The organism is Actinomadura sp. 6K520 (assembly GCF_004349245.1).
Lineage (GTDB): Bacteria > Actinomycetota > Actinomycetes > Streptosporangiales > Streptosporangiaceae > Spirillospora.
In genome coordinates this window covers 1-19,153 of the sequence record NZ_SMLC01000045.1, presented here as the reverse complement: position 1 = coordinate 19,153, position 19,153 = coordinate 1, and the positions used below count along the sequence as shown (strand labels likewise).

The 19,153-nt window shown below is 72.3% G+C and carries 16 protein-coding genes and 1 riboswitch; of the genes, 6 read left to right on the top strand and 10 right to left on the bottom strand.

Going from position 1 to position 19,153, the window contains the following annotated elements; translation table 11 throughout:
- Position 1: 1 nt before the first annotated feature.
- Both E1289_RS14740 and E1289_RS14735 read right to left on the bottom strand, forming a co-directional pair.
- Entirely contained in the window at positions 2–1,939 is a 1,938-nt protein-coding gene (locus tag E1289_RS14740; RefSeq protein WP_131980338.1) for a biotin carboxylase N-terminal domain-containing protein, read from the bottom strand.
- 7 nt (positions 1,940–1,946) lie between these two features.
- Positions 1,947–3,560 carry a carboxyl transferase domain-containing protein gene (locus E1289_RS14735; protein ID WP_131980336.1) on the bottom strand — a complete coding sequence of 538 codons (1,614 nt, stop codon included), beginning with the start codon at positions 3,558–3,560 and terminating at the stop codon, positions 1,947–1,949.
- Between the two features lie 78 nt (positions 3,561–3,638).
- On the opposite strand from E1289_RS14735, the gene E1289_RS14730 reads away from it, so the two are divergent.
- The 3 genes from E1289_RS14730 to E1289_RS14720 all read left to right on the top strand — a co-directional run bounded on the left by E1289_RS14730 (position 3,639) and on the right by E1289_RS14720 (position 7,455).
- Entirely contained in the window at positions 3,639–4,259 is a 621-nt protein-coding gene (locus tag E1289_RS14730) for a TetR/AcrR family transcriptional regulator (RefSeq protein WP_131980334.1), read from the top strand.
- A 125-nt stretch (positions 4,260–4,384) separates the two neighbouring features.
- Positions 4,385–5,932, top strand: coding sequence for an AMP-binding protein (locus E1289_RS14725; RefSeq protein WP_131980332.1), 1,548 nt, complete (start codon positions 4,385–4,387; stop codon positions 5,930–5,932).
- Positions 5,933–6,021: 89 nt separating this feature from the next.
- On the top strand, positions 6,022–7,455 hold the full coding sequence (locus tag E1289_RS14720; protein WP_131980330.1) for a chromosome segregation ATPase: 1,434 nt from the start codon (positions 6,022–6,024) through the stop codon (positions 7,453–7,455).
- A 128-nt stretch (positions 7,456–7,583) separates the two neighbouring features.
- On the opposite strand, the gene E1289_RS14715 is transcribed toward E1289_RS14720, so the two are convergent.
- The 6 genes from E1289_RS14715 to E1289_RS14690 form a co-directional block, all read right to left on the bottom strand.
- Positions 7,584–8,312 (bottom strand): adenosylcobinamide amidohydrolase, encoded by a 729-nt coding sequence (locus tag E1289_RS14715; protein ID WP_243712828.1) that lies wholly within the window; start codon positions 8,310–8,312, stop codon positions 7,584–7,586.
- A complete protein-coding gene (locus E1289_RS14710) occupies positions 8,309–9,079 on the bottom strand; it encodes an ABC transporter ATP-binding protein (protein ID WP_131980328.1) in 771 nt (256 codons plus the stop codon). The genes E1289_RS14715 and E1289_RS14710 overlap by 4 nt, the downstream gene beginning before the upstream one ends.
- Positions 9,076–10,065 (bottom strand): iron ABC transporter permease, encoded by a 990-nt coding sequence (locus E1289_RS14705; protein ID WP_131980386.1) that lies wholly within the window; start codon positions 10,063–10,065, stop codon positions 9,076–9,078. The genes E1289_RS14710 and E1289_RS14705 overlap by 4 nt, the downstream gene beginning before the upstream one ends.
- A gap of 145 nt (positions 10,066–10,210) precedes the next feature.
- Positions 10,211–11,128, bottom strand: coding sequence for an ABC transporter substrate-binding protein (locus E1289_RS14700; protein WP_131980326.1), 918 nt, complete (start codon positions 11,126–11,128; stop codon positions 10,211–10,213).
- A 40-nt stretch (positions 11,129–11,168) separates the two neighbouring features.
- Positions 11,169–11,310, bottom strand: a riboswitch (adenosylcobalamin (AdoCbl) riboswitch).
- Positions 11,311–11,417: 107 nt separating this feature from the next.
- Positions 11,418–12,329, bottom strand: a complete 912-nt coding sequence (locus E1289_RS14695; protein WP_131980324.1) for an LLM class F420-dependent oxidoreductase — start codon at positions 12,327–12,329, stop codon at positions 11,418–11,420.
- A 707-nt stretch (positions 12,330–13,036) separates the two neighbouring features.
- Positions 13,037–14,470, bottom strand: coding sequence for a VOC family protein (locus tag E1289_RS14690; protein ID WP_131980322.1), 1,434 nt, complete (start codon positions 14,468–14,470; stop codon positions 13,037–13,039).
- 167 nt (positions 14,471–14,637) lie between these two features.
- On the opposite strand from E1289_RS14690, the gene E1289_RS14685 reads away from it, so the two are divergent.
- The 3 genes from E1289_RS14685 to E1289_RS14675 all read left to right on the top strand — a co-directional run bounded on the left by E1289_RS14685 (position 14,638) and on the right by E1289_RS14675 (position 16,579).
- Positions 14,638–15,393 (top strand): alpha/beta fold hydrolase, encoded by a 756-nt coding sequence (locus E1289_RS14685; RefSeq protein ID WP_131980320.1) that lies wholly within the window; start codon positions 14,638–14,640, stop codon positions 15,391–15,393.
- Between the two features lie 193 nt (positions 15,394–15,586).
- The gene (locus E1289_RS14680; RefSeq protein WP_131980318.1) at positions 15,587–16,045 is read left to right on the top strand and encodes a hypothetical protein; all 459 of its coding nucleotides are present in this window, start codon (positions 15,587–15,589) and stop codon (positions 16,043–16,045) included.
- 51 nt (positions 16,046–16,096) lie between these two features.
- Entirely contained in the window at positions 16,097–16,579 is a 483-nt protein-coding gene (locus tag E1289_RS14675) for a hypothetical protein (protein ID WP_131980316.1), read from the top strand.
- A 6-nt stretch (positions 16,580–16,585) separates the two neighbouring features.
- Here the strand turns inward: E1289_RS14675 and E1289_RS14670 are convergent, their stop codons facing one another.
- Complete coding sequence (locus E1289_RS14670) at positions 16,586–16,942, bottom strand: MmcQ/YjbR family DNA-binding protein (protein WP_131980314.1); 357 nt, start codon at positions 16,940–16,942, stop codon at positions 16,586–16,588.
- Positions 16,943–17,331: 389 nt separating this feature from the next.
- Positions 17,332–18,798 carry a carboxylesterase family protein gene (locus E1289_RS14665; RefSeq protein ID WP_131980312.1) on the bottom strand — a complete coding sequence of 489 codons (1,467 nt, stop codon included), beginning with the start codon at positions 18,796–18,798 and terminating at the stop codon, positions 17,332–17,334.
- Between the last annotated feature and the right edge of the window lie 355 nt (positions 18,799–19,153).

Below are 19,153 nucleotides of genomic sequence, written 5' to 3'. Positions count from 1 at the left end.
GTCATTCCTCCTCGATCACGGCCAGCACCGCGTCGAGGGCGACCTGCGCGCCCGCGCGTACCGGCAGCTTCGCCACCACGCCGGACAGCGGCGCGGTGACGGCGTGCTCCATCTTCATCGCCTCGACGACCACGAGCGGCTGCCCCGCCGACACCCGGTCGCCCTCGGCCGCCTTGACGGCCAGGACCGTGCCCGGCATCGGGCTGCGCAACACCCCGTCGCCCGTCCCGGCGGACGCCGCGCCCGCCTCGGCGCGGACGTGCTCGCCGAGCGCCCACGCGTGCCCGTCGCGGCCGAGCCACAGGACGTGCCCGTCGCGGGCGGCCGTGAACGAGGTCGTCCTCCCAGCGTAGGTCAGGGTGAACGGGCCGTTCAGCGCGGCCGGTACCGGGGGGCCGCCGCCGACGGCGACCAGCGCGGCCCCGGCGCGCCCCTGCACGCGGACCTCGACCGGCTCGCCACCGGACGGCGTGATGATCCACGGCGCCCAGGCGTGCGCGCCGGGCCGCCAGCCGTCCGGGATGTCCCAGGGGTCGTCCCCCGTTTCGAGGGCCCGCATCCGTTCCAGCGCGGCGGCGGCCAGCACCTCGGGCGGGACCGCCGCGCCGGACACCAGGTCGTCCACGGCGCGCTCGACCAGGCCGGTGTCGAGGTCGCCCGCCACGACCGGCGGATGCCGCAGCAGCGACCGCAGGAACGCGACGTTCGTCGGGACGCCCAGCAGCGTGTAGGAGGCGAGGGCCCGGTCGAGACGGTGCAGGGCCTCGGCGCGGTCGGCGCCGTGGACGATCACCTTGGCGAGCATCGGGTCGTAGGAGCCGCCGATCTCGGTGCCGACGTCGAGCCCGGAGTCGACGCGGGCGCCGGCCGGTTCGGCCAGAGCGAGGACGCGTCCGCCGGTCGGCAGGAAACCGCGCGCCGGGTCCTCGGCGTAGACGCGGGCCTCGATCGAGTGGCCGGCGAGGCGGACGTCGTCCTGGGTGAGCGGGAGCGGCTCGCCGGCCGCCGCCCGGAGCTGCAGTTCGACCAGGTCGAGGCCGGTCACCAGCTCGGTGACCGGGTGCTCGACCTGGAGCCGGGTGTTCATCTCCATGAAGAAGAACTCGTCCGGGCGGTCGGCGGAGACGATGTACTCGACCGTCCCGGCGCCCGCGTACCCGACGGCGCGGGCCGCGGCGACGGCGGCGGTGCCCATCCGGTCCCGCGCGGCGGCGTCCAGCAGCGGGGACGGCGCCTCCTCGATGATCTTCTGGTGGCGGCGTTGCAGGCTGCACTCGCGTTCGCCCAGGTGGAGCGCGTTGCCGTGGGCGTCCGCGAAGATCTGGATCTCGATGTGCCGGGGGTTCTCGACGAACCGCTCGGCGAGCAGCGTGTCGTCGCCGAACGAGCCGCGGGCCTCGCGGCGGGCGGACGCGATGGCCTCCGGCAGGTCCGCCGCGTCGCGGACGAGCCGCATCCCCTTCCCGCCGCCGCCCGCGGACGGCTTCAGCAGCACCGGCAGCCCGATCTCCAGCGCGGCAGCCTGCAGCTCGGCGTCCGTAAGGCCCGGTTCGTCCCGGCCGGGGACGACGGGGACGCCGGCCGCGGCGACCGTCCGCTTCGCGCGGATCTTGTCGCCCATCGCCTCGATCGCCTCGGCCGGCGGGCCGACGAACACCAGCCCCGCCGCGCCGCACGCCCGCGCGAACTCCGCGTTCTCCGCGAGGAAGCCGTACCCCGGGTGCACGGCCGACGCCCCCGAGTCGCGGGCCGCCGCGAGCACGGCCTCGATGTCCAGGTACGACGGGACGCGCAGGGCCTCGTCCGCCTCCCGGACGTGCCGCGACAGGGCGTCGGCGTCGGTGTGGACGGCCACCGCCCGGACACCGAGCCGCCGCAGCGTGCGGAAGACGCGGACGGCGATCTCCCCGCGGTTGGCGACCAGGACGCTGTCGAACATCACACCCTCACATCCGGAAGACGCCGTAGCCGACCGGCTCCAGCGGCGCGTTGGCGGCGGCCGAGAGCCCGAGCCCCAGCACGCGCCGGGTGTCGAGCGGGTCGATCACCCCGTCGTCCCACAGCCGGGCCGTCGAGTAGTACGGGTTCCCCTGGGCCTCGTACTGCTCGCGGATCGGGGCCTTGAAATCCTCCTCGTCCCGCGCGGGCCACTCCTCGCCGCGCGCCTCCATCTGGTCGCGGCGGACGGTGGCCAGCACGCTCGCCGCCTGCTCCCCGCCCATCACCGAGATCCGGGCGTTCGGCCACATCCACAGGAAGCGGGGCGAATAGGCGCGCCCGCACATGGCGTAGTTCCCGGCGCCGAACGAGCCGCCGATGACGACGGTGAACTTCGGGACCCGGGCGCAGGCGACGGCGGTGACCATCTTGGCGCCGTGCTTGGCGATGCCGCCCGCCTCGTACTCGCGGCCGACCATGAACCCGGTGATGTTCTGCAGGAACACGAGCGGGACGCTGCGCCGGTCGCACAGCTCGATGAAGTGCGCGCCCTTCTGCGCCGACTCGCCGAACAGGATGCCGTTGTTGGCGACGATCCCGACCGGATGCCCGTGGATGCGGGCGAAGCCGGTGACGAGCGTGGGACCGTACTCCTTCTTGAACTCCTGGAAGCGGCTGCCGTCCACGATGCGGGCGATGACCTCGCGCACGTCGTAGGGGGTGCGCGGGTCCGGCGGGACGATTCCGTACAGCTCCGCCGGATCCAGGGCCGGGGCCTCGGACGGCGCGGCGTCCCACGGGCGCGGTTCGCGCGGCCCGAGCGTGCCGACGATGTCGCGGACGATCCGCAGCGCGTGCGCGTCGTCCTCGGCTAGGTGGTCGGTGACGCCCGACGTGCGGGAGTGCAGTTCGCCGCCGCCCAGCTCCTCGGCCGTGACGACCTCGCCGGTGGCCGCCTTCACCAGCGGCGGCCCGCCCAGGAAGATCGTCCCCTGGCCGCGGACGATGACGGCCTCGTCGCTCATCGCCGGGACGTACGCGCCGCCCGCCGTGCACGATCCCAGCACCGCCGCGATCTGCGGGATGCCGCGTCCCGACATCGTGGCCTGGTTGTAGAAGATGCGGCCGAAATGCTCGCGGTCGGGGAACACCTCGTCCTGCCGGGGCAGGAACGCGCCGCCGGAGTCGACCAGGTAGACGCAGGGGAGGCGGTTGTGCAGCGCCACCTCCTGGGCGCGCAGGTGCTTCTTCACCGTGACCGGGTAGTAGGTGCCGCCCTTGACGGTGGCGTCGTTGGCGACGACGACGCATTCGCGCCCGGAGATCCGCCCGACTCCCGTGATGATCCCGGCGCCGGGGGCCTCGTCCCCGTACATTCCGTTCGCGGCCAGCGGCGACAGTTCCAGGAAGGGCGATCCGGGGTCGAGGAGCGTGTCGACCCGGTCGCGGGGGAGCAGCTTGCCGCGTGCGACGTGCCGCTCGCGTGCCCGCTCGGGGCCGCCGCGCCCGGCCCGGTCGAGGTGCTCGCGCAGCTCCGCGGCGAGCGCCTCGTTGTGGGCGGCGCTCGCCTTGAACGCCTCGGCCGCCAGGTCGGCGCGGGAGCCGATCTCGGGTCCGCTCATGACCCCCCTTCCCGGTTAACGACCGTTAACAATGCCGATGTTAATCACCGTTAACAACTCTAGTCTAGACTGGCTCGCATGACGTCCCGCCCCGCCGGGGCGGCCGCCGGGCCCGCCGCCCCGGCAGGCCCGCCCAACCCGCGCCGGGCCGAGATCCTCGGCGCCGCGGCGGAGCTGTTCGCGCGCCGCGGCTTCCACGGGGCGTCCATCGGCGACGTCGGACGGGCCGTCGGCCTCACCGGCCCCGCCCTGTACCGGCACTTCAGCGGCAAGGAGGCCGTCCTCGCCGAGATGCTCCTCGACATCAGCGAGCGGCTGCTCGCCGAGGGCGCCCGCCGCGCCGCCGAGCCCGACCCCGGCCGCGCCCTGGACGCGCTGCTGCGCTGGCACATCGCGTTCGCCCTGGACAACCCCGCGCTGATCACCGTGCACGAGCGGGAGCTGGACAACGTCCCCGAGCCGCAGCGCCACCGGATCCGCCGGCTGCAGCGCGCCTACGTGGAGGAATGGGTCGCCGTCCTGCGCCGCCTGCACCCCGGCCTGCGGGACGGCCGCACCCGCGCGGCCGTCCACGCCTGCTTCGGCCTGCTCAACTCCACCCCGCGCAGCGCCGCCGGGCTCGACCGCGACGCGATGGGCGACCTCCTCCACACCATGGCCCGCGCCGCCTTGGACGGGGCCGGCCGGGAAGCCGTTTGACCTGGTAGGGCCCCGCTGTTCCGGCGCGGAGGAGCGGTCGCATCCTTGACGCGGCCATGCCGTACTGGGTCAGATGTACCGAAGGTCATTTCTTGACCGTCTGACCCCGGACTGAGGAGTGCCGTATGGGCGTCGAGGGTGTCGGCTTCTACGAGATCGCGCAGAATCACCCGGACCGCCCGGCCATCCTGGCCCCCGGGGAACCGATGTCCTACGGCGAGTTGCACGCCGAGGTGAACCGCCTGTCGAACGCGCTGGGCGGGCTCGGGCTGCGTCCCGGTGACTCGCTGGCGACCGTTCTCGGCAACCGGCCCGAGTTCCTCACCGTCCTGCTGGCCGCGTTCCAGAGCGGCCTGTACCTCGTTCCCGTGAGCCGTCACCTGACCGCGCCGGAGATCGGGTACATCCTGGCCGACAGCGGCGCCAAGGCGGTTGTGACCGAGAGCGCGTTCGCCGACGTCGTGACGGGCGCGGCGGACGAGGCGGGCATCCCCGCCGAGGGGCGCGTGAGCGTCGACCCCGCCCAGGGCTACGGCTCCATGGCCGCGCTCTGCGCCACGGGCGGCGCCGAACCGCCCGCCAGGCGGCAGATGGGCTCGATCATGCTCTACACGTCCGGGACGACGGGCCGGCCGAAGGGCGTCCGGCGGCCGCTCCTCGACGTCCCGCCGGAACTGGTGCTCGACCTCATGAGGCAGACGCTGATGCGGCACCTCGGCCTCGAACCGGGCGACGAGGTGCACCTCGCCATCGGCCCGCTCTACCACTCCGCGCCGTGCGTCCACGCGCTGATGTCGCTCAACCTCGGCCACGCCCTCGTGGTCGTCCCGCACTTCCGGCCCGAGCAGACGCTGGAGCTGATCCAGCGGCACGGCGTGACGAACTCGTTCATGGTGCCGACGATGTTCCACCGCATGCTCGCCCTGCCGGACGACGTCCGCGCACGCTACGACCTGTCGTCGCTGCGGCAGGTGTACCACAGCGCCGCGCCCATTCCCGTCGAGACCAAGCAGCGGATGATGGACTGGTGGGGGCCCGTCCTCTACGAGTACTACGGCAGCACCGAGAGCGGCCCGGTCGTCGTCGCCACCCCCGAGCAGTGGCTCGCCCGTCCCGGCACGGTCGGGCGCGCGGTCGACGGCGTGCAGCTCAAGATCCTCGACCCGGAGGGCGCCGAGCTGCCGCCGGGGGAGACCGGCCTGATCTACGCGAGCGGGCAGCCCGGCTTCGAGTACCACGGCGACCCCGGCAAGACCGCCGCCGCCATGCGCGGCGACTTCTACACGCCCGGCGACCTCGGCCACCTCGACGAGGACGGCTGGCTCTTCATGAGCGACCGCCGCACCGACCTCATCATCGCCGGCGGCGTGAACATCTACCCGGCCGAGATCGAGAACGCCCTGCTGCAGCACCCGGCGGTCGGCGACGTCGCCGTCATCGGCGTCCCGGACGACGACTGGGGGCAGATCGTGGTCGCGCTCGTGGAGCCGGCCGAGGGCGCCGTACCCGGCGACGCCCTGGCCGCGGACCTGCTCGCGCACTGCGAGCCGCGGCTGGCGAAACTGAAGCATCCGCGCCGGATCGAGTTCCGCGAGTCGCTGCCGCGCACCCCGTCCGGCAAGCTCAGCCGGCGCCGCGTAAGGGAGGGCTACCTGGGGGAACACGCGGGCTGAACGTGCCCGCGGGCCACCGGGGAGGGACGGGGCCGAAGTCGTTGCCGGGAACGTCGAACGCCTCCGGGGGTTCCTGCGTACAACGGCACATGAAGGACCAGAAGGTCGCCCCGTTCGACGACGTGGCCCCGCCCCCTTCCCCGACGAAGACCGACCTTCCCGTCATCCCCGACTCCGCTCTCCAGCCCGACCCGGCCTCCTCCTTCACGGGGTCGGCGTCCGCGTCCCGCGGCGACTTCGGCGCGGACCCGGCGCCCGGCGGCGAACCGGGCGGCGAGCCCGCCGCGGAAACCGACCCGGCGCAGCCGCCGGCGGAGGCCGCCCGGACGTACGGCGACGTCGCGCGGCAGCCCGCGCCGGGCGACGACGACCGCGCCGGGATCGCGCGCCTCGGCGACCCGGTCGCGGTCTGGCCGTGCGCCGGCTGCGGACGCCCCGTGCCGCAGCCGGTGCGCGGCGCCCGCACCGTCCGCTACTGCCAGGACAACGACGGGGGATGCGAGCGCTCCGCCCGGGAGAGCCGCGACCGCGGCCGGCAGGCCCCCGGCCTCACCGGCCAGGTCGCCTGGGCCTGGGAGATGGTCGAGCGGCTGGAGGGCGCCGCGGACCGGCTCGCCGGCTCCCTCATGTCCGAGTTGAGCGTCGCCGGCGTCGAACGGCGCATCGCCGACGCCCAGGCCGACGCCGCCGGGCACATCGCGATCGCGCAGCGGGAACGGGACGCGTCGCAGCGGCAGGCCGAGGTCGCCTGGCGGGAGACCGCGACCGCCCGCGCCCGCGCGGACGCCGCCGAGCAGGAGGCCGCGGCGGCCCGCGCCGAGGCCGAGCGCCTGACCGCCGAACGCGACGCCGCCGGGCGCGAACGGCAGGAGGCCAGGGAGGAGGCCGACACCGCCGGCGCCGCCCGGCTCGCCGCGGAACGCGAACGCGACCGCTTCGCCTCCCGCGAAGGCGAACTGCTCGCCTCCCTGGAGAACGCCCGCGCGGAACTGGTGTCCCTGCACGGGCGGCTGTCGGAGGCCGAGACCCTGGTGGAGGGGCAGCGCGTCGAGGCGGAGGCGGCGAAGCGCGCCACCGACGACCTGCGCTCCGCCGTCCGCGACGCCGAGGCCAAACGCGGCCAGGCCGTCGCCGACCTCGACCAGTTCCAGGCGCGGGCACGTGAGCTGGAGCAGCACAACTGGCAGCTGACCCGCACCGCCGAGGAACTCCGGGCGGCGGTGAAGGCGCTGACCGCCGAACGCGACGCCGCACGCGCCGAGGCCGACCGGGCCCGCCGCCGGGTCGACGCGCTCACCGCCCTCGCGGGCGGGCCCCGCGACGGCGGCCCCCGCCCGGTGGTCGACCGGGAACCGCCGACGGGGCTGCATCCGATGCCGCCGGGCGGCTCGTCCCTGGACTTCGGCGACCCGCTCGCCACCGACCCCGGGAGACACGGCTCGCAGTACAACGGCACCCAGCACAACGGCTCGCAGCGCAACGGCTCGCAGCGCAACGGACGCCACCTGCCCTACGCCGGCTGACGGTCATGCCGGCCGACCGACGTACCGCGAGGAGGTGAGGCCCTTCCCCACACTGCACTGGCCCTGAGCCGGCCGCCGTATCGCACCGGGGTGGTACGGCGGCCGGCGCCTGCCGGGGACGGGCGCGATCAGCCCGGCCGGTGCCGGTTCCGGGTGCTCAGGTAGGCGGTGTAGTCGAGGGCGCCCGCATGGACGGCCGCGTGCACGGCCCGGGCGATCCTGGCCCCCCACGTGGAACGGGGGCCCGCGAACGGCTCCGCAGGCCCGGTCGCCGCCGCCCCCGCGCCGCCCGTGGCCGCCGCGACGCAGACGGCGTCGGAAGCGGTGCCCGTGCACGAGTATCCGGCCTCCAGAAGCGCCTGGGTCTTGGCCTCGGTGACGGTCATCACCGCGTTCACCAGTGCCGCGTCGCTCAGCGGCACGGGCACGGCGACGACGATGTTGACGGTCCCGGGGGACCACGCCGGGGGCGGCGCCCCGTCCAGGTGCATCGGGGCCAGCTCCGGGTCCGGTCGGCCGGCGGGGGACGCGGCCCAGGTCGGGACCCGGAGCCCCACCGTCGCCGAGACGCGCACGCCCCCGTCGTCCCGGCGCATGGTCCGGGACACCGAGGCCGCGGTGAGCATCCCGACGCCCGGCCCGTCCAGGCCGTACGACGCCGCGAGTTCCGTCAGGTGCACGACCGGATCCATCCGCGAGTAGCCTCCCGCGACCTGCGCGTTCAGCACCCACCGGGCGGGGCCGACCCCGCCGCCCAGCATCGCCGACGAGATCATCCGGTACCCGTCTCCCGCCCGCCACACCGTCGCGGCGAGGCGCGCCCCGTCCTCCGCACGCCACACCGTCTCGAGGTTCACGGGCGCTCCAGCGACAGGACCGGCCGGCCGCCGGCACCGGGGGTGACCCGTACCCGGGCGTCGAAGTGCTCCTCGACGGCGGCGCGGGTGAGGACCTGCGCGGGTTCGCCCGCCACGGCCACCCGCCCGGCCGAGATGAGGACCAGCCGGTCGGCGTACTGCCCCGCCAGCGTCAGATCATGGATGGTCGTCACCACCGTCAGCTCGTCGGACAGCCGCAGCCGGTCGATCAGCTCCATCACCTGCTGCTGGTGGCCGATGTCGAGGGCGGCGGTCGGCTCGTCCAGCAGCAGCACCGACGTCTGCTGGGCCAGCGCCCGCGCCAGCACCACCCGCTGCCGCTCACCGCCCGAAAGGTGCCCCAGGGGACGGGCCGCGAAGGCGGTGAGGTCGAGGCGGTCGAGGACCTCCGCGGTGATGACCCGGTCCCGCGCGCCCTCCCGGCCCAGGTGCGGGATGTAGGGGGACCGGCCGAGCAGCGTGTAGTCGAACGCCGTCATCCCCACCGGAAGGTTCGGGTTCTGCGGCGTGTAGGCGATCAGGCGGGCCCGCTGCCGCGGCTTCAGCGTCCCGAGGTCCACACCCGCCACGGTCACCTCGCCATGGGACGGGACCAGGCCGAGGACGGCGCGCAGCAGCGTCGACTTGCCCGCGCCGTTCGGGCCGATGATCGCCGTCCACGACCCGGCGGGGGCGTCCAGCGACACACCGTTCAGGACCGGCCGCCCGCCCAGGGCCACGTCCAGGTCCCGCACCAGCACCGTCACATCTCCACCTCCCTGCGGCTCGCGCGCAGCACCGCGACGAAGAACGGCCCGCCGACGAACGCGGTGACCACACCGAGCGGAAGCTCCGCGGGCTCGATCACCGTGCGCGCCACGAGGTCCGCCATACCGAGGAAAGCGGCACCGCCCAGCAGCGACAAGGGCAGCACGATCCGGTACGAACTGCCCGCCAGGCGGCGCACCACGTGCGGGACCACGATCCCTACGAACCCGATCAGCCCGCTGACCGCGACCGCGCACGCCGTCGCCAGCGACGCCGCGACCAGCACCGTCAGCCGCACCCGCGACGCCGCCAGGCCCAGCGACGCCGCCTCCTCGTCGCCGACGCTCAGCACGTCCAGCAGCCGACCGTGCGCGAGCAGCACCACCGTCGACGCCAGCGAGTACGGGGCGATCAGCGCGAGCTGCCGCCAGTCGGCCGACCCGACGCCGCCGAGCAGCCACGAGAAGATCCGTTGCAGTTCCTCCGCCTTGACCTGCTGCAGGAACGTCTGCACCGAGGCCAGGAAGGACGACACCGCGACCCCGGCCAGCACCAGCGTCGCCGCCCCGCTCGCGCGTCCCGCCGTGTTGCCCAGCACGTACGCCAGGAACACGCCGGAGATGGCGCCCACGAACGCGGCGAGCGGCACGGCGTACCCGGGGTCGCCCGGCATCAGCACGATCACCATCGTCGCGCCGACACCGGCGCCCGCCGCCGCGCCCAGCAGGTACGGGTCGGCGAGCGGATTGCGGAACACGCCCTGGTACCCGGCGCCCGCCATCGCGAGCATCCCGCCGACCAGCGCCGCCAAAAGCGCCCTCGGCACGCGCAACTGGAACAGGATGTTCTCGTCGATGACGCTGAGCCCGCTGTCCACCTGCACGAACGGGAGCCTGTCGGCCAGCGCCTTCAGCACTCCGCCGACCGGCAGGCCGGCCGCCCCTACCAGCAGCCCCGCCAGCAGCGTCGCCGCCAGCAGCACCATCGCGACCAGGAGCGAAACCGGCCGCAGCCTGGCCTGCCCGGCCGGCAGGACGGGACGAGCCGCGACGTCCGCGGGGACGTCCGGAGACGTCCCCGCGGACGCGCGGCGAAGCCGCGGACTCACGGCCGGCCGTCCAGTGCGTCGATCACTGGACCTTCTGCACCGCGGCGCCGATCGCCTTGACGAACTCGGGCAGGCGGGGACCCCAGCGGGAGGCGATGGCGTCGTCGAGCTCGATCACGCCGCCGTTCTCGACCGCGCCCAGGTCCGACCAGCCGGGGCGCTTGGCGACGGTCCCGGCGTTCTGGCCGCAGCACTTGGTGTCGGCGAGGAAGATCAGGTCGGGGTCCTGCTTGAGGAGGAACTCGCGCGACAGCTGCGGGTACCCGCTGTTCGCGCCGTCCGCCTCGTCGGCGATGTTGCGGAGGCCGAACAGCCCGTAGACCTGGCCGACGAACGTCTTGGACGTCACCGAGTGCAGCTGGTTGTCGAGCTCGTGGTAGTACGTGAGGCCCTTGGCCTTCGACGAGGCGTCGACGGTCTCCTTGATGCTCGCCTGCATGTCCGTGACGAGCTTGTCCGCCTCGTCGGAGTGCCCGGTGGCCAGCCCGAGGTCGCGGATCTCGTCGTAGGCCTCGTCCAGGTTGCCGGCCGCCGGCTCCAGCAGGACGGGGATCCGCACCTTCTCCAGTGCCTTGACGATGCCGTTCAGGTCGTCGGACACGACGACGAGGTCCGGCTTGTACTCGATGACCGCCTCGGCGTTCGGCTTGAAGCCCGACAGCTTCGTCTTGGGCGCGTTGGGCGGGTGGTCGGAGTAGTCGTCCACCGCCACCACCTGCGGCCCGGCGCCGATGGCGAACAGCGTCTCGGTATGGGCGGGGGACAGCGACACGATGCGCTCGGGCTTGGCCGGGACGGTCACCGCCCCGTTGGCGGCCTGGACCGTGACGGTCCTGGCGCTGGACGTCGCGTCACCGGACGAATCGGTGCCGCCACCGCATCCGGTGGCGAGCGCGGCGACGAGCACCATCACCGCGCCGAGGGAACGGACGGGTCTCACAGGAGCCTCCTGGCAACAGGGAAGCCGCGGCCCGCACATGACGGATCGCCCTTCCACGAGGTCGACAATCGTCGGCGCGCTAGGAGGCGACCTGGCTCGGCCCACTCAGAGCGGGCTCCACAGTTGCGGGACAGCGCCGGATTCACACCGGACTTCGCTCCTGGCGCGCAGCATCGCAACGCTATCAGGCAGCAAATCCCCTTGAACTCCGACATCACCCCCACCCAAGCCCCAGCGACCCCGCGGCGCTGGACGGCGAGGGGCTGCGGTCGGCGGATGGCCTATGAGGTCAGCCGGCCAGGTAGGACTTGAGGAACTCTCTGGTCCGGCCGCGGCTCTCGCCGGGGATGTATTCGGCCGCGACGAAATCGGTGACGCCCGCTTTCGCCAGTTCGTCCAGCTTGGCCGCGACCTTGTCCTCGTCGCCGACGATGGCGAGGTCGGCGGGCCCGTCCACGCCTTCGCGGTCCATCATCGCTCGGTAGGACGGCAGCATCCCGTACACCTCGAAGGTCTGGCCCGCCTGCTCCCGCGCGTGCTCGGTCTCGTCCGTGACGCACACCGGCAGCACGCACACCACCCGTGGGTCCGGTCGTCCCGCCGCCTTGGCCGCCGCGGTGATGGTCGGCGCGATGTGCTCGCGGACGGTGACGGGGCCGGTCATCCACAGCACGGTGCCGTCCGTCCTTTCCGCCGCCAGCTTGAGCATCTTGGGACCGAGCGCCGCGAGAAGCACCGGCACCCGTCCTTCGTTCGGAACGGAAAGGCCGATGTTGCCCTGAAGGGTCTCGCCCTTGAACGACGCGCTTTCGCCCGCCAGCAGCGGCAACAGGACCGACAGGTACTCGTCCATGTGACGCAGCGGCCGGTCGAAGTCGTACCCGTACATGTCCTCGATGACGATCTTGTGCGACAGCCCGATGCCGAGGGTGAATCGCCCCTGCAGCGCGAGCGCCGTCGTTCTCGCCTGCTGCGCCATCACCGCCGGGTGCCGCGGGTACGTCGGCACCACCGCGGTGCCGAGTTCGATGTCCGGCACGCCGCTTCCCGCGACGGCCAGCGCCAGCTGCGCGTCCAGCCCGAAGATCTGCGAGATCCACGCCGAGGTGAACCCGTCGTCGGCGGCGCGCCGCACATCATCCGCCAGCTTGCCGAGCGCATCGGCCTCGCCGCGTTCGACCAACAGAGCACCAATTCGCACAGCGACCTCCTCGGGATACCTGATCTTTACACACTGCCCGCTCCCACCACAGCTCGCCTGATCGATTGAGCTGCGGGGTCCTCGGTGGTAAGGAGCCTTACAAGACTCCCCGGGGCGGTGAGCGATGTCCTGCACGGCATCGAACACGACATGGCGGACGGCCGTCACGAGGGCATCGGCTATCTGAAGCCTCTCCTGTCACCCGCCGCTCCTGAACCACCCGGCGGTGAGCGCCGTCGGCGGTCATCTTTCATTCCCCGCTAGAGCCCCGTCACCGACTGTCGGGGTCGCCGCCTCGGGCGCATACTCCTCCGCGAGTTTCCGGTCATTCTCGGCCCATCTGAGATGGCGCTTCGCCGACTGCCGATGCGACTCGGCCTCCTCCGGGTGCGCGTCGGCCATCCGCTCCAGCAGGTGCGCGGCCCGTTCATGCGCCTGCGCCGAGGACACCATCGTCTGACGTGCGTAGTCACCGGCGTCACGCTCGGCGGGAACCGCAGAGCCGCCGGCTCCCTCTGCGCCGTCCCGCCGGGTCTCGCGCGCCTTCACGGAATCCGCACGATCGCCGCCGCCCATACCGACCGGGCCCGAGCCCGTCGGTCACCCAGCCCTCCAGACACATCCGACTACGTACCCCGCGCACTCACCGTTCAGCCTCACACCGGCCGGATGTTCCACTTACTCCCCGGAGGGCCGCAAGGTGACGATCAGCGTTGGGCGAGGTAGAAGTGGGTGCCTTGGTCGTCGCTGCATTGCGCGGTGGTGCCGTAGGACTGCCGGGCGGGCTCCGTCGCGGTGCCGCCGGCCTCGCGGACACGGGAGACGGCGGACTGGATGTCGTCGACCGCGTACACCGGGACCACGACGGGATGTTCGGTGCCGCCGTGCATGCCGGTCATCGGCTGTATCTCCGTGCCGCCGAGTTGGACGCTCCAGCCGCCGGGGGTGTGACCCGGGGTGAACTCCCAGCCCAGGACGGTGCTGTAGAAGGAATGCGCGCGGGCGATGTCGGGGACGCCGATCGTGAGGTAGGAGATCTCGCCGTGCTGCGGAGTGAACCCGGCCCTTTCCGCGAGCCTGCGCTCGACGGGGCTGGGCGGTTGGTAGATCGAGAACTCCATGCCCTGGTCGTCCGTGCACATGGCGGACAGGCCGTAGGGCTCTTCGGTCGGTTCTTCGGCCCGGCCGCCCGCGTCGCGGATCCGTCGGATCGTCTGGTGGATGTCCTCGACGGCGAAGGCCAGGTAGGCGGTGCGGTGCTGCTGACCGCCGAACATACCGATGTGCTGCTCGGGCAGTCCCTCGACCTGACGGGCGGACGGGTCGCTCCCAGGTACCGCGTGCCATCCCAGGACGGCGCCGTAGAACGCGGCGGCACGTTCGACGTCGGGGACCCGGATCGAGGTGTATCCGACGTCGCCGTGGCGCAGGCGGGACGGGGCGGGCGCGGGCGGGGTCGTGATCATCCAGCGGTGTCCGAACGGGTCCGTGACCACACCGTTGCGGCCGTACGGGTGGTCCGCCACGGGCCGGTCGGGGGTGGCGCCGAGTTCTACTGCGCGGGAGAAGACCACGTCGACGTCGGGGACCTGCAGGTAGAGCGACTGGCTCGGGCCGCCGCGCGCCTTGGGGCCGAGCAGCCCGAGTTCGGGCCACTCGTCGGCGAGCATCATGATGGAGTCGCCGAGTGCCAGCTCCGCGTGACCGACGCGGCCGTCCTCCATCACGATGGGCTCGCCGCGGACCTCGGCGCCGAAGGCGTCCGCGTACCAGCGCAGGGCGTGCTCTCCGTCGTCGACGCAGAGGTACGGCGTGAGCGTACGCACCTGCGCGGGTGTCTCCTGGGTGGTGGTCATGGTGTCTCCCGTGGGTTGCAGCAGCGCGCGCCGCAGGCGTTCCCGCAGCCGCGCCGCGAAGATGGGACGGGCCACCCCGATGAGCCAGGCGACCGACAGCTTCGGGGGCGGCTGCTTGCGCACCGCCTTCACGGCGGCCAGGAAGGTCTCGGCCGTGAGGTCCTCGGCCAGGCCGCGCCGGCCGCACCGGGACAGCGGGTAGCCGTAGACCTCCGGGAGCGCCGCGTCATAGAGATCGAGCAGCGTCGCCCCGGGGTCTGGCTGGCGTCGTCCCGGGTGGTTCATACCCCTCCATCGTTCGGCGGGCCGCTTCTCCGACGGGTGGGCACCGGAAAAATCCGAGAAGTTGCCGATGATCTCCCGATGAAATATGTTCCCGCTGGTCAGGACGCAGGCCGGCTGCTGGACGAGGCAACGGGGGAAAGCTCATGATCGCAGGCTGATGCCCGATCATGGAGATCGTGGTGATGCCCGAATCTCTCACGCTGTACACCGCCGATGGCGTACGGATCGACGCAGGTCATCTGAGGGGCGGCGGCGATCTGTGCTTCGTCCTGGCGCACGGTTTCACGTGCTCCTGGCGGCAGCCCGCACTCCGCCGGATCGCCGGTGTCCTCAACCGGCGAGGCGGGGTCATCGGGCTGGACTTCCGTGGACACGGCAGGTCCGGCGGCCACTCCACCGTGGGCGACCGCGAGGTGCTCGACATCGATGCGGTGGTCGCCGCGGCGCGCCGTAGAGGATACGAGCGGATCGTCGTCACGGGGTTCTCCATGGGCGGAGCCATCGGTATCAGGCACGCGGCCTTGCACGGCGGGATCGATGCAGTGGTGTCGGTGAGCGCGCCTGCTCGCTGGTACTACCGCGACACTGTGCCGATGCGGCGCGTGCACTGGGCGATCGAACGACGCGCCGGCCGACTGGCGGTCAGGTTGGCCCGCGGGACCCGGATCGCCCGTAACGGGTGGGACCCCGTGCCGGAAGCTCCCCGCGAGGTCGTCGGACGGATCGCTCCGGTGCCGCTCCTCATCGTCCATGGGGACGCGGATGCGTTCTTCCCCCTCGAACACGGTCGGCAGTTGTACGACGCCGCGCACGACCCGCGCGAACTATGGATCGAACCGGCGTTCGGCCATGCGGAAGTGGCCGCCACACCCCACCTGATCAAGCGCATCGGCGACTGGGCGGCTGTCGCCGCCGGCAGGTAAGGGGGCGGTCACGCGTCCGGCCTGGCCGGATCAGTGAAGTCGACTTGCATGGCAAGCGGCCGCCGGGATCGCGCTTTCGCGGCCGCCTGCGGCTCCTTCGCCGTCTCGGTCTCTGACCTGCGGCTATCCAGACTTATCCACATTGTCGAGACCGCCTTACCGGCCGCTGCCCGCCCGGCCATCATCGGTGCCCATGGACGGATTCAGCATTTCCTGGAGACGCACGGCCGCCGGTTCGATCGTCCCCGTCGGGACCGGTGTGGACCGCATCCCCTTGATAGGAGCCTCGCTCGTCGCACGAGCCGCCGCGCTCAGCAGCCTCTTGCCGGAGGACGTCGTCATGGTCCGCCGGACCGCGGCATGGATCTGGGGACTCGATGTCTTACCGCCGGGAGTGGACGAGGCCGACTGGGACATCGAGTGGGCCGTGCTGGCCGGAACCGGATACCCGTCCGCCGTGCCGACGTCGTCACCTCTCGCTTCGTCTCCCTCACCGGCCCCTTCCACCGACTCGGGGGGCTCGTTGCTGGGCTCGAACGGGGCGTCCCTGGTCGGTGCCCGCAGCGTGATGGTTCCGGCCGACCATGTGGTGGAAGAGGCCGGTGTCCGCATCACGTCGCTCACCCGGACGGCTTTGGACTGCGCCCGCTGATTGCCTCGCTACGAAGCGGTCGCGGCACTGGACCAGTTCCTCGGACGGGGGGTGGCCTCTGAGGAGCTCACCAAGATGGCTCGTGCTCTCCCGGGCTATCGCGGAAACAAGCGCCTGCGAGAGGTCATCCACCTCAGCGATCGCGGCGCGGCCTCTCCCGGTGAGAGCTGGACCCGGGTCGCCGTCGTGAAGTCCGGGTTTCCGCGCCCTGAAGCCCAGGTTCCGGTCATGGGGCCGCATCGAAAATGGCTATACGTCGACCTCGGATATCCAGAATTCCGGGTCGGTGTCGAGTACGACGGCGAGCGATATCACAGCGGTCGGACGGCCCGCGCGCACGACGAGCGTCGGCGAGCATGGCTGGCCCGGGAGATGGGGTGGGAAATCATTCCCTTTACCAAGCACTTCTTACGCCGTCCGGCGCCCTATCTGGAGGCTCTGCTCACCGCAATGCTCCACCGAGGCTGGACGCCCGACGACGCGACCATGGAGCGCCTGGCCCTCCGCCTGGCCCGACTCGCCCGTCAACACTGACGGCGCCTACCGGTCCTCAAGCAGCTTCACCAGGCGTTTCGGTGCGATGAGGCGATAGCTGTCCTGGACGAGTTCGGCCATCTCGTCCCAGTCATGGTCGACGTCGAGGCGAGCACCCACCCATCCCTTGCTTCCCACGTACTTCGGGACGAAAAAACGCTCGGGGGCCTCCGCCACCAGAGCCTCCTGTACTCCTGGGCCGGCCTTGAAAGTCATCGAGAGTCCGTCCTCACTGGTCATTACGAACAGCTTGTCGCGAACCCTGAAGGAGGGTGCCGTGTGCCCGCCGAATGGCTTCTCCGTCGTCTCCGGAAGTGAGAGGCAGATTTCCCGTATCCGAGCCTGCGCGTCCCTGTCGCTCATACCGTGCCTTCCCCGTGATCGTGATCGCCGCCCTCCAGGTGGGCCACGTCGCACCCCTGCGGTGGCCGGCCGGCGGGTGCTGATCAATCGTAGGCGCGAAGCTGGGCCGAGGACGCCGAGTTCCGTGCCCGTGCCTTCAGCGCCACACGGGTTCCGCCGACCGGTGACTGCGGGCGGCGATGGAGGTACCGCACCGCCGCGCCGGGAACCGTGCGGACTCGCCCGCCCGTTGGCTGGCCGCGCCGCACCTACGGCCCGGCATCACGCCGACGGCCCCCGGCCTCACGCCCACGGCGCACGGCGGGCACCCGCCCGCCTCGGGCCGGGCCGGTCCGGGGGATGGGCGCGGCCCTGGGAAGCTTGGGCCGCCTCCATCCCCCGGGGGCCGGTCAGCGGGTGAGCGAAAGGGCGGTGAAGGTGTGGTCCGCCCACAGCCTGCGTGACGCCTCCTCCGGATAAGGGGCGATCGTGGGCGATGTGTCGAAAATGTGAGTGAGTCGCTGCGACGGTTCGTAGGCGGGCCAGCCCGGGTCGTCGGATGTCGCAAAACCCGTCCAGGCGGGACGGATCCTCGCCGACAGCTGCTCGGCGGCGGTTCGGTCGCTGATGAGGAGGTCGGCCAGGCCGCCTGCGAGATTGCCCCAAACCAGGGGGATGTCCAAGGCGTGACAAGCGCCGAGACCGTTCGCGGACCAGGCCAGCTCGTACAGATGCACGCGGCCCCCCGCGCCGGCCTGCGCCTCCGCGAGGTGCAGTGTCGGCATCCGGAAGAGCCAGTCGGAGTGGACGAGCTCGTACAAGGTCTCCGCGCGGGCATCGGGGTAGGCGTCGCGGTAGGCCGTCGGGTCGGGAGCGAAGGTGCACAAGGCGGTCGTGGCCTGCTCATCCGTGATCTTGCCGAGGAGCCCGCCCATCGCGATGAAGAGGCGGTACTCGTCACGGTTGTGCCCGGTGATCAGCGGGATGTCGCGGGCGGACCCTGCGGCCAGCGCCGCCCAGGGGGTTCGCGGCAGCACATCGCCGTCCACGACCGGGGAGAACGGGGTCGGGGTCATCGCCACCGGTCCCCATTGCGGATACCGCGCCATGGTGGCGGCGACGGCGTCCACGGACTCCATCAAGCGGGCGGGAGGAATCTCAGCGAGAGCCTGACGAACCGGACGGACACCGGCCTTGGCGGCGATCACGGCGCTGACGTCGTCCGCCAGAGCGGGGGAGAAGAACGTGCCCGGAACGCTTTGCGCGATCGCACGGTGGAACAGACCGGAGGCACGCGGCATGGCGAGCAGAGCCGCGATGGAGCCCGCGCCGGCGGACTCGCCGAAGACCGTGACGTTGTCCGGGTCACCGCCGAAGGCCGCGATGTTGTCGTGGACCCAGGTGAGCGCGGCGACCTGATCCAGGAGGCCGCGGTTGGCGGGCGCGCCCTCGATCTGCCCGAACCCCTCCATGGCCACGCGGTAGTTGAACGTCACCACGACGACGCCGCCCCCGCGCGACAGCACCGCGCCGTCGTAGCCAGGGTCGGAGGAGTGCCCGATGATGTAGGCGCCGCCGTAGATCCACACCATCACCGGGAGGCCCCCGGCGCCCGGGTCGGGCGTCCAGACGTTGCAGGTCAGCCAGTCGTCACCGGTCGTCTGCGGCATACCGGGCGCGAGTGCGGACGACTGCGGCGGCGCGGGGCCGAACGCGGCGGCGGGACGTGATCCTTCCCATCGTTCGGGAGGTTCGGGCGCGGCGAAGCGCAGCGAGCCCACGGGTGGACGGGCGAAAGGGATACCGCGGAAGACGGCGAGGCCGTCCTCGCGCGCTCCGCGCACGGCACCGTACGCGGTGAACACCTCGACGGTCATGGGCCACCCATCCCTGGACGACAACACATGCTCGAGATCCTTCCGGGTGGACAAGGCCGCGGACACAGGTTCTTCCGCTCGGCGGAAGCGGTGCTGACGGGCCTCCGGACAACCGGCGAGGGTCGAGACAACGCAGCAGCGAACCAAAGCCATCCTCCACATACCGAAGGACCACGTCATCCAGCCGAGGGCCACCATCGCCGGGAAGGAAACCGTCACAGCCCGGGAGGTCGCCCGAGCGGGTGGGCCGTCCGCATGGCAGGTCCGTCCGCTCGGGTGGGCTGTTCGCTCGGGAGGACCTTCCGGATGTGGAGGCCCGATACGGGGGGGCTGACTGGATGGGAGGGGCGTGCGG